Consider the following 9,831-nt stretch of genomic DNA (forward strand, 5'->3'; position numbering starts at 1 on the left):
TCAACCCCCTAAACGCAACGCAACGTTGCGTTCCACTTTAGGCTTCGGAGGCGGTGGGCTGTCAAGATGGAGGGGTGCCGAGGATCGAGTCCACCGCCGCCCGCCTGGCCAAGCTCGGCTTCGCCGACGGCGCGCGGGCCGCGACCCTGGTACGACAGTCGGGGGCCGATCTGGACGACCTGCTCAAAGGACTGGTGGCCGTGTCCGATCCCGACCTGGCGCTCGCCTCGCTGACCCGCCTGGCCGAGCGCGAGCCCCGCGTGCTCGAGACCCTGCGCGCGGACGAAGATCTCCAGAGCAGGGTGCTCGCGGTGCTCGGGGTGAGCGCCGCCTTGGGTGAGCACCTCGTACGCCATCCCGAGCAGGTGGGGCTGCTGGCCCTGCCCGAGCTGGGAGACGCGCGGACCGAGCTGCTGCGCGCGGTCGGCGCCGAGCCCGAGGAGGACGAGCCCACGGCGTCGGATCCCGACGCGCTGGTGGCGCTGCGGGTCGCCTACCGCGGGCGGCTGCTGCATCTGGCCGCGCGCGACCTCACCGGGCAGATCGGGCTGGCCGACGTGACGTCCGAGCTGGCCGACCTCGCGGGCGCGGCGCTGGAGGCCGCGCTGGCCATCGCGCGGGCCGAGGTCGACGCGAGTGACGTACGGCTGGCGGTGGTCGGCATGGGCAAGCAGGGCGCCAGGGAGCTCAACTACATCAGCGACGTGGACGTGATCTTCGTGGCCGAGCCGCGCGAGGGCGCCAACGAGACGGCGGCCCTGCGCGGCGCGACCCGCCTGGCCCAGGCCATGATGCGGGCCTGCACCACGACCACTCCGGAGGGCGCGCTGTGGGAGGTCGACGCCGGGCTGCGGCCCGAAGGCCGCGCCGGGCCGCTGGTCCGCACGCTGGCCAGCCATCTGGCCTACTACCGGCGCTGGGCCAAGACCTGGGAGTTCCAGGCGCTGCTCAAGGCGCGGCCGGTGGCGGGCGACCTGGCGCTGGGCGCGGCCTATGTCGAGGCGGTCAACGAGTTCGTCTGGTCGGCCGCGACCCGGGAGCACTTCGTCGAGGACGTGCAGGCCATGCGCCGCCGGGTCGAGTCCCACGTACGGGCCGAGGGCGAACGGCAGATCAAGCTGGGACCCGGCGGGCTGCGGGACATCGAGTTCGCGGTGCAGCTGCTGCAGCTGGTGCACGGGCGGCAGGATCCGCTGCTGCGGCGCAAGGCCACCCTGCCGGCCCTGGCCGCGCTCTCCCGCGGCGGCTACGTGGGCCGCGACGACTCCCGCGGGCTGGCCGAGGCGTACACCTTCCTGCGCCAGGTGGAGCACCTGCTGCAGCTGCACCGGCTGCGCCGTACGCACGTCCTGCCCACGGACCCCGACGACCTGCGGCGGCTGGGCCGCGCGCTCGGCATGCACGCCGACCCGGTGGGGGAGTTCACCGCCAGGTGGCGGCGCCACGCCAGGGAGGCGCGGCGGCTGCACGAGAAGCTGTTCTACCGGCCGCTGCTGCAGGCCGTGGCCCGGCTGCCCGAGTCGGAGGCCCGGCTGTCCACAGTCGCGGCGGCCGCCCGGCTGGCGGCGCTCGGCTACGTCGACCCCAACGGCGCCCTGCGCCACATCGCCGCCCTGACCACGGGCGTCTCGCGGCGGGCGGCGATCCAGCGGACCCTGCTGCCGGTCATGCTCGGCTGGTTCGCCGACACGCCCGACCCGGACGCGGGGCTGCTCGGCTTCCGCCAGGTGAGTGACAAGCTCGGCACCACGCCGTGGTACCTGCGGCTGCTGCGCGACGAGACGGCCGTGGCGGCGCGGATGGCGCGGGTGCTCGGCAGCAGCCGCTACGCGACCGGGCTGCTCCTGAACGCGCCCGACGCCGTAGGGCTGCTGGGCTCCGACGAGGACCTGGCCGCGCGCGCGCCGGACGCGCTGCTGAAGGAGGCGTCGGCCGCCGTGTCGAGGCACGGGTCCGACATGGAGTCGGCGGTGGCGGCCGTACGTGCGCTGCGGCGCCGGGAGCTGTTCCGCACGGCCGTGGCCGACATTTCCGGTCTTATGAGCATTGAGCAGGTGGGGGTGGCGCTGTCGTCGCTGAACGACGTGACCATCCAGGCCGCGCTGGACGTGGCGATCGGCAAGGTCGAGGTGGAGCGGCGGGGGGCGCTGCCGACCAGGTTCGCGGTGATCGCCATGGGCCGGCTCGGCGGCATGGAGTCCTCCTACGCCAGCGACGCCGACGTGATGTTCGTACACTCGCCCGTGCCCGGCGCCTCCGAACGCGACGCCACCGACGCCGCGTACGCGGTCGCCAACGAGCTGCGCCGCCTGCTCGCCCTCCCCGCCCCCGACCCGCCGCTGCTCATCGACCCCGACCTGCGCCCCGAGGGCAGGCAGGGCCCGCTCGTCCGTACGCTGGCCTCCTACCAGGCCTACTACGCGCGCTGGTCGTCCCCCTGGGAGGCGCAGGCCTTGCTGCGGGCCCGCTTCTCGGCCGGTGACGCCGCGCTGGGCGCCGAGTTCGTCGCCGTGATCGACGACCTGCGTTACCCGCCCGGCGGCCTGTCCGACGACGTCGTACGCGAGATCAGGCGGCTCAAGGCCCGCATGGAGGCGGAGCGGCTGCCCCGCGGCGCCGATCCCGCCCTGCACACCAAGCTGGGCCCCGGCGGCCTGTCGGACGTCGAGTGGGTGGCGCAGCTGATGCAGCTCCGCTTCGCGGCCGGGCACCCCGCGCTGCGGACCACCCGCACCTTGGAGGCACTGCTCGCCGCCGAGGGGGAGGGCCTGCTCGCGGCCCCCGACGCGGCCGTGCTGGCGGCGGCCTGGCGCTTCGCCTCGCGCGTCAGGGACGCGCTCATGCTGGTCAAGGGCCGCCCCGGCGACAGCGTCCCGGCCGACGTCAGGGAGCGCAGGCTCATCGCCCGGATCCTCGGTTATCCGCCCGACGGCTCGGAGGACTTCCTCGACGACTACCGCCGGGTGACCCGGCGGGCCCGCCAGGTGGTCGATCGGGTCTTCTACGGTTCCTGACCCTGTAACAGGTTGGTTGCGGGCCGTGCGGGCGGGCTCTGGCGGGTGTATCAAGGCGCGGGGTGATCCATTGTGCTTTCCATTTACGTCGACCTCGCGTTAGGTCTGGTGCTGGCGTTCCTCCTGCTGTCGCTGCTGGTGAGCGGGCTGAACGAGGCGTTCGTACGGCTGCTGGGCATCCGCAGCAAGTTCCTGTGGGCCTACCTCCGCGACACCATGGACGGCAGCGACGCGCAGGGGAGGTCGTGGCTGCCGGCCAAGGTGGCCGACGTGTTCGCGCGGCTGCCGTTCATCCGTGATCCACGGCCCGTCCACAGCGACCAGCCGGCCCCGGTCGAGGCGGCCCAGGCGCCCGAGCGGGAGACCAAGGCCGACGACGCCGTGACGAAGCTGCTCTATCAGCGGGTCCAGGAGATCGACCACCCGAAGAGGGGCCGCACCAGCATCGCCAACATCCCGCCCGAACGCTTCGCGGTGGCCCTGATGGAGATGGCCGCCGGTGAGAAGGACGGCGTCGAGGGGCTGCTGGCCAAGCTTAAGACGATGGGCAGCCCGCTCTACGGCCATCTCAAGGGCGTGTGGGACTCCGCGCAACGCGACATGGACCGCTTCCGGCAGGGCGTGGAGACGTGGTTCGACGGCGAGATGCAGCGGCTGTCGATGCTCTACAAGCGCTATGTCAAGTGGGTGGTGGCCCTGCTCGGCGTGGTGGTGGTGCTGCTGTTCACGATGGACGGGTTCGAGTACGGCAAGACCCTGCTGCGCGACAACGCCTTCCGCGCCTCGGTGACGGCCGTGGCCGAGTCGGGGCCCGACGCCTACACCGAGCTCAAGGAGCGGTGCGCGCAGTCCAATCCGGTGCCGTGCATCACCGACACGCTGAGCCAGCCCGCGCTGGTCATGGTGTTCGACCACGCGATCGTCAACATCGCGATCCCGGCCGAGGGCGAACCGAGCATCCGCTGGAACGGCGCCGCCTGGTGGGACCGCCTCACCACGCTCAGCCATTGGCCTGGGTATGTGCTGACGTTCGTGGCGCTGCTGTTCGGCGCGTCGTTCTGGTGGGACCTGCTCCGCCGCCTCACCGGCCTCCGCAGCCGTAGTTAGATCTGGGCTAGTGTTGAGCCGATGGAGACAGAACGGCTCATCATGCGCAGATGGCGCGACGACGACAGAGAACCGTTCGCGGCGCTGAACGCCGACGCCGAGGTCATGGAGCACTTCCCGGCCCTGCTGACCAGGTCGGAGAGCGACGGCTTCGTCGACAGGATCGAGGCGGGCTTCGAGGCCCACGGTTACGGGCTCTGGGCGCTGGAGGTACGTAAGAGCGGCGAGTTCATCGGGTTCACCGGGCTGGCCCTACAGACGTTCGAGGCGCCGTTCACCCCGGCGGTCGAGGTGGGCTGGCGGCTGGCCAAGGCGGCGTGGGGGCACGGGTACGCGATCGAGGCGGCTCGGGAGGCCGTACGGTATGGGTTCGACGTGGCGGGGCTGGACGAGATCGTCTCCATCACGACCGTGCGCAACCTCCGCTCGCGCAAGGTCATGGAACGCCTGGGCATGACCCGTGACATAGCCGACGACTTCTATCACCCGCGGGTCCCGGCGGACAGCCCGCAACGGCCGCACGTCCTGTACCGGCTCAGGCGCGGTCAGGCGCTCATCGCGTAGAGCACGTCGCGCAGGACGGTCTCGCGGCTGCGCAGCCAGACCAGCCGCAGGGCCAGCGTCGGCGCGTCGGAGTCTGGCGGGGCCGGCGCACCGGAGGCGGGGTCCGTCTCCGGTGCGAAGTCGAGTGGGACCAGTGCGCCGGAGGCCAGGTCGGCTTCCAGCACGAAGTCGGGGAGGAGTGCCCGACCGAAGCCCTGCCTGGTCCACTCGCGGGCCGTGGCGATGCTGGTCAGCTCCCTGCGCGGCACCCGGGCGCCGAACAACTGGTCGGCCGCCAGCCGGATCGAGCAGCCCGGCGGGCTCACCAGCAGCGGCTCCCGCTCACCGTCGGGCGCGGCGACCAGGTACAGCCTGACCTCGCCCACGTCCAGGAAGTCCATGTCGGGCGGCGGGGTGAACCCCAGGCCGCCGATCCGCGTACCGGAGTCGAGCAACAGCGCCGCGTCCAGCTCGCCGGAGGCCACCTCGGCCAGCAGCGCCTGCCTGGTGAGCGAGCGTACTTCCACCTCCAGATCGGGACGGCGCTCGGCCAGGCGGCGGACCACGGCGGCCAGCTTGGCCGCGGCCAGCATCTCCAGCGCCCCGATCCGAACCCGTCGGCGCCCGCCGGTGACCGCCCGCCGTACCTCGTCCGCATGGTCGAGCAGGCCCTGCGCGCGCGTGAGCAGGGTGGCACCGGGTCCGGTCAGGCGCATGCCTTGGGGAGTGCGCTCGAACAGCGCGACGCCGAGGCTGTCCTCCAGCCTGCGCACCTGTTCGGACACGGAGGCGGGGGCGAGACCGAGGGTGTTCGCGGCGCCGGTGACGGTGCCCGCCCCCGCCACCGCCACGAACCCCCGCAACTGACGCAACTCCATGCGGCCCAGCATACGGTTTTCCCGAATGCCACCTACGGTCGCGCCTGTTGAGGGGAAATATCATGCTTTAGCAGGCTTCGGGGCATGAAGATGTTCGGTTTCTCCCTGGCCTACTTCTTGGTGATCCTCGACACGACCGTGCTCACGATCGCCCTGCCCGACCTCCGCGGCTCCCTCGGCGGCTCACTGGCCGGACAGCAGTGGGTGGTGAACGCCTACACCGTCGCCTTCGCCGCGTCACTGCTCACCGGGGGAGCGGTCGCCGACCGGTACGGCGCCGCCCGGATCTTCAAGATCGGCGTAGCGGCCTTCGGCGTGATCTCACTGCTGAGCGCCGCGGCGCCCCACCTCGGCGCGCTGATCGCGGCGCGCGCCCTGCTCGGCGTGGCGGGCGCGCTCTGCACGGGCGGCTCGCTCGCCCTCCTGCCCGAGCTCTTCCCCGACCCGGCCGCCCGCGCCCGCGCCACCGGCCTGTGGGCCGCCATCACCGGCACCGCCCTGGCCGCGGGGCCGCTGCTGGGCGGCCTCTTGGTCGACCTGTACGGCTGGCGGGCCGTCTTCCTGCTCAACCCGCCCATCGCCCTGATCAGCCTGCTGGTCATGCGGCAGCAGCGCTCACCCCGGGGTCACCGGCTCATCGACTGGTGGGTGCAGGCGCTGGCCTGCGTACTGCTCGGCCTGGTCGCCGAAGCGCTGATCGACTCGTCACCGGTCGCCGGGGTGTCGGCCCTGGCCGCCCTCGTCGTGCTGGTGTTCGTGGAGCGGCGAAAGGCGCTCGCGGATCGCCGCCCGGCATTCGCGGAGGGGGGAAAGGCGCTCGCGGATCGCCGCCCCCCGTTCGCGGAGCGGCGAAAGGTCCTCGCGGATCGCCGCCCGCCGTTCGTGGGGCTGTTTGCTGGGCGCCGTGGTCACGCCCCCGTCCTGCCCGGGGGCCTGCTTGCCGTGACCTGGCCGGAACTGCTCGCGGGCATGGTGGCGAACTTCGCCTTCTCCGGCGCCCTGTTCGTCCTGACCCTCTTCCTGCAGGACACCCGCCACCTGACCCCACTGGCCACGGGCCTGGCCTTCCTGCCGCTCACGCTCCCGATGACGGTGAACCCGCTGCTCACCGGCCGCTTGGTGGCCCGCTACGGCCCCCGCCCACCGATCCTCGGCGGCCTCGCCCTGCTCACGACCGGCCTGGCCGGCGTCTCGCTCACCGATTTTCTGGCGCCATGGCTGGTCGTGATGGGCTTCGGGTTGTCGTTCGTGCTGCCCGCGCTGATGGCCGGCATCCTCACCAGCGCGCCGACGGGTACGGCGGGCACGGCGGGCGGCGTCCTCAACGCCTCCCGCCAGGTCGGCGCGACGCTCGGCGTGGCCGTACTCGGCGGCCTGGCCCACCCTCTGCCGGTGGCCGCCATCCTGACCGCACTGACCTGCGCCTGCTACGGCGTCGTGGCCCGCACTCGGCGCACGGTGTCCGCCGTCGGCTCAGGGGAGCCGCTTCCTGCCGGGAAGCCGGTGGGCACGAGGCGCTGATTCCGCAGCGCGGCGCGACTTTCGACCGTGTACGGCAACGGCCGGACGGCCTTCAGCTCCGGCGGCTGACACCCGGCGCGTGAACACCGGCCCGGGTTGTCCGGGCCGGTGCTCCCGCCGGTCCGCGCCTCACCCTTCGAGGCGTGGACCGGCATGCCCGGCCAGGCACAGCCAGCGTCCTTCCTGCCTGACCCACGTCTGCGTCATCGGCATCCGGAACGTCTCGCGGCCACCCTCACCGGTGACCTCGTCGGCCGCCACGCACCGCAGCACCGCGACCTGCCCGACCACCACCACCTCGGCATCGGTCAGTGCCTGCCTCTTCCACGTGATGGCCCCGGCCGTGTTGGACCGCACATAGCCGTCCCGGTCGAACCGCTCGCCCGTATGGGACGTCCAGTGAAAGCCTGGATGCAGCAACCCGCGCAGCCGGGCAGGATCTCCCGCCGCCAGAGCGTCGGCGCGCTCAATGGCCGCCTCGATGACCTCCCGTTCCGCGTTCATGCCTCAGATTCTTGCGCGCAGGGGCACGGGCGTGCGGGCGCAGCCGGATCGGGCCGGCCTCGTTCTCGCGGCGTAAAGACGCTGTTCTCGAGCAGGTAGCCGTGGTCCAAGACGACGCGGACCTCGGGAGGGAGCCGGTCACCCGCGGCATCTGGCAGGCCTGCGCCCGTCGGGTGGAGTCACCCTCCTCCGCCGCGCTTCTTCGTCATGACCGCTATCTCTGGCAGAACACTTGGAGAATCGCTGCGCGAGCGTGGTGTATCCCCTCGTGTGGAGGCAACGGTCCGACTACAGATCGATCGTGACAACCTGGCCGCTCTCGTCAGAGCCAGTGAAGAGATCCACGGCCCGCTCACCGGGACGGAGTCTCAGGCGGCTCGGGAGGAGTTGCTTGGACTCGGTACTCGCAGTGAGGAGGCGTGAGCGGGACCCTGGATCGGGGACAGCAAAGCCCACTGGTATTTACGAACACCGAGCCGGAGAGATCCGGCTCAGAAGGTGATGGGCGGCGGTGCCGGCGCGCACACTGGGCAGGGTGTTTCCGTGAGACGGCTGGTCTCCTCGTTGACGTGGGCGACCAGGCCGGAGCCGACACAGTAGCCGCACAACCCGGTTCCCTCCAGTGCCGGATGCAGCCACGCGGGGAGTGGTGCGGGTCGCGGGGTCTCTTTTGGATCGTCGGCACCGCCTACGACGCCTCTCCCGTAGCAGCATATGCATTTGAGTACATACCCGGGAATGCTCCGATCTGCGCCGGTGCCTTGACACTCGGGGCAGGTGAGGGGGTGGGTCATTGCCAAGCACTCCCCCCGCAAGCGCGGTATTTGGTCCACTTAACCTCTTTGCCGCTTTTCCCATTCCGCTCTTCCCAGTTACCACCCTCGCCGAAACAGGCGCCGCGGCGCCGGTGTTCTTCCTGCTGGTCATCGTCGTCTGTCGTGCCCATGTCTTGACAGTACGGTGTGCGCGGGAAATGGCGCCGGGAAAGTCGGTCGGCCGGGACCATAAGTCCCGTTTCCAGTAGTTCTACGAGATGCGTTGGAGATTGAAGCAGTTACCGCGGTCGGCCGCGTCTGGCTCATGCGTCCGCCCGGGGGCGTCCTGACCGTGATGTGCGCGCTGACGATCATCGCGCGGCAGAGACAGGAACTCGACCGGCTGAAGGCCCTGCTCGGACCGCGGGTATCGGCCGGGAACGCACGCATGGCCATCGGCTGTAAGGGGGGAAGCCGATGGCCTTTCCCAGAGTGCGAGTGCCCCGCGGGTGCGGTCAGGACCAGAGGTAGCTGAGCCTGACCTGCAGAGGCCGGTCGAACTCGATGCTGACCCGGGTGTCGACGCCGTCCTCGAAGGCGCGGACGTTGTGCACGGTCATGCGGGCGCCGCCGATGAAGGGGTGACCGTTGGCGTCGACCTCGGTGAGGGAGACGGTGACCGGGGTGAAGGGTGTGACACCGGCCAGCGCGGCGCGGAGGATGACCTCTCCTGCGGCGCTGAAGTGTTCGTTGCGGCCGTGAACCTCGGCAGCGGCGGTACCCGTTTGGTCGGCCGGCGCGTGGGCGTCGGCTTCGATGGGCGGGATGGCGCCGACGGTCTCTTGGGACATGGGGGACTCCTTCTCCTGACGAGCTTGTGGCGAGTCGGGTTCGACTCGTTCGGCTGACTCCCATCGTCGGCAGCATTCCGGTCATCCACATCCCCCTTGATCTGGGGGGTTGCCGGGGCACGGTCAGGTGTCCGCCGCACCGGTCTATCGGGCCTGACCGAGCAGGATCTTCATCCACAGCTCCTCAGCCTCACAGGTGCGGAATCGGTGCGTCTCCTTCACGACAGTGCTTCGTCCAAGGCGATCGGTGACACGCACCCAGGCGAGGCCACCAGTCGCGCACAGCTCGTAGATCCGTGCCCGGCACTCGCACGTGTGCCGCACGACCCGCACGCGCTCGGCGAATGGGTCGGGGTTCGGCGTCGCGCTCGGCACGGTCAGGCGGGCCGTACAGGAGCTCCGTGATCGTGGGCTCGTGGTCACGTTGCCCGCGAAGGGGACCTACATCACGCGCCCAGAGGATCGCCTGGCTGAGTAGGCGAGGAACGGCCCGGAACCCTGGCTGGTCGGTTCCGGGCTGCTCGGGTCGGGCTAGTGCTGTGACCGGAAACGATCACCGGGTTGGCGTGTAAGTCGCTCCTGCCGATTGGATGGTGCTGATCACGTTCGATCGGCGCTCAGGAGGCCAGGTGACGCAACCGGTCAAGGTCCGCAGGCT

7 protein-coding genes are annotated in these 9,831 nt (G+C 71.0%); 4 read left to right on the top strand and 3 right to left on the bottom strand.

All coding sequences use genetic code 11. The features are described 5' to 3' along the window. The first annotated feature begins 74 nt into the window (after positions 1-74). The 3 genes from LDL49_RS40805 (at position 75) to LDL49_RS40815 (ending at position 4,685) form a co-directional block, all read left to right on the top strand. Positions 75-3,014 carry a bifunctional [glutamine synthetase] adenylyltransferase/[glutamine synthetase]-adenylyl-L-tyrosine phosphorylase gene (locus LDL49_RS40805; protein WP_225299849.1) on the top strand — a complete coding sequence of 980 codons (2,940 nt, stop codon included), beginning with the start codon at positions 75-77 and terminating at the stop codon, positions 3,012-3,014. A 72-nt stretch (positions 3,015-3,086) separates the two neighbouring features. Next, positions 3,087-4,121: a hypothetical protein gene (locus LDL49_RS40810; RefSeq protein ID WP_225299850.1), complete on the top strand. Its 1,035-nt coding sequence runs from the start codon at positions 3,087-3,089 to the stop codon at positions 4,119-4,121. Between the two features lie 21 nt (positions 4,122-4,142). Further along, positions 4,143-4,685, top strand: coding sequence for a GNAT family N-acetyltransferase (locus LDL49_RS40815; protein WP_225299851.1), 543 nt, complete (start codon positions 4,143-4,145; stop codon positions 4,683-4,685). Here the strand turns inward: LDL49_RS40815 and LDL49_RS40820 are convergent. Further along, positions 4,667-5,542 (bottom strand): LysR family transcriptional regulator, encoded by an 876-nt coding sequence (locus LDL49_RS40820; protein ID WP_225299852.1) that lies wholly within the window; start codon positions 5,540-5,542, stop codon positions 4,667-4,669. The genes LDL49_RS40815 and LDL49_RS40820 overlap by 19 nt on opposite strands. 84 nt (positions 5,543-5,626) lie before the next feature. Between LDL49_RS40820 and LDL49_RS40825 the strand changes: the two genes are divergently transcribed. Next, positions 5,627-7,063 carry an MFS transporter gene (locus tag LDL49_RS40825; protein WP_225299853.1) on the top strand — a complete coding sequence of 479 codons (1,437 nt, stop codon included), beginning with the start codon at positions 5,627-5,629 and terminating at the stop codon, positions 7,061-7,063. 129 nt (positions 7,064-7,192) lie between these two features. On the opposite strand, the gene LDL49_RS40830 is transcribed toward LDL49_RS40825, so the two are convergent. After that, positions 7,193-7,567 (bottom strand): nuclear transport factor 2 family protein, encoded by a 375-nt coding sequence (locus tag LDL49_RS40830; protein WP_225299854.1) that lies wholly within the window; start codon positions 7,565-7,567, stop codon positions 7,193-7,195. A gap of 1,270 nt (positions 7,568-8,837) precedes the next feature. After that, the gene (locus LDL49_RS40835; protein WP_225299856.1) at positions 8,838-9,173 is read right to left on the bottom strand and encodes a hypothetical protein; all 336 of its coding nucleotides are present in this window, start codon (positions 9,171-9,173) and stop codon (positions 8,838-8,840) included. Positions 9,174-9,831 lie beyond the last annotated feature (658 nt).

Origin of the sequence: Nonomuraea aurantiaca (assembly GCF_020215705.1) — a bacterium.
Classification (GTDB): domain Bacteria; phylum Actinomycetota; class Actinomycetes; order Streptosporangiales; family Streptosporangiaceae; genus Nonomuraea; species Nonomuraea aurantiaca.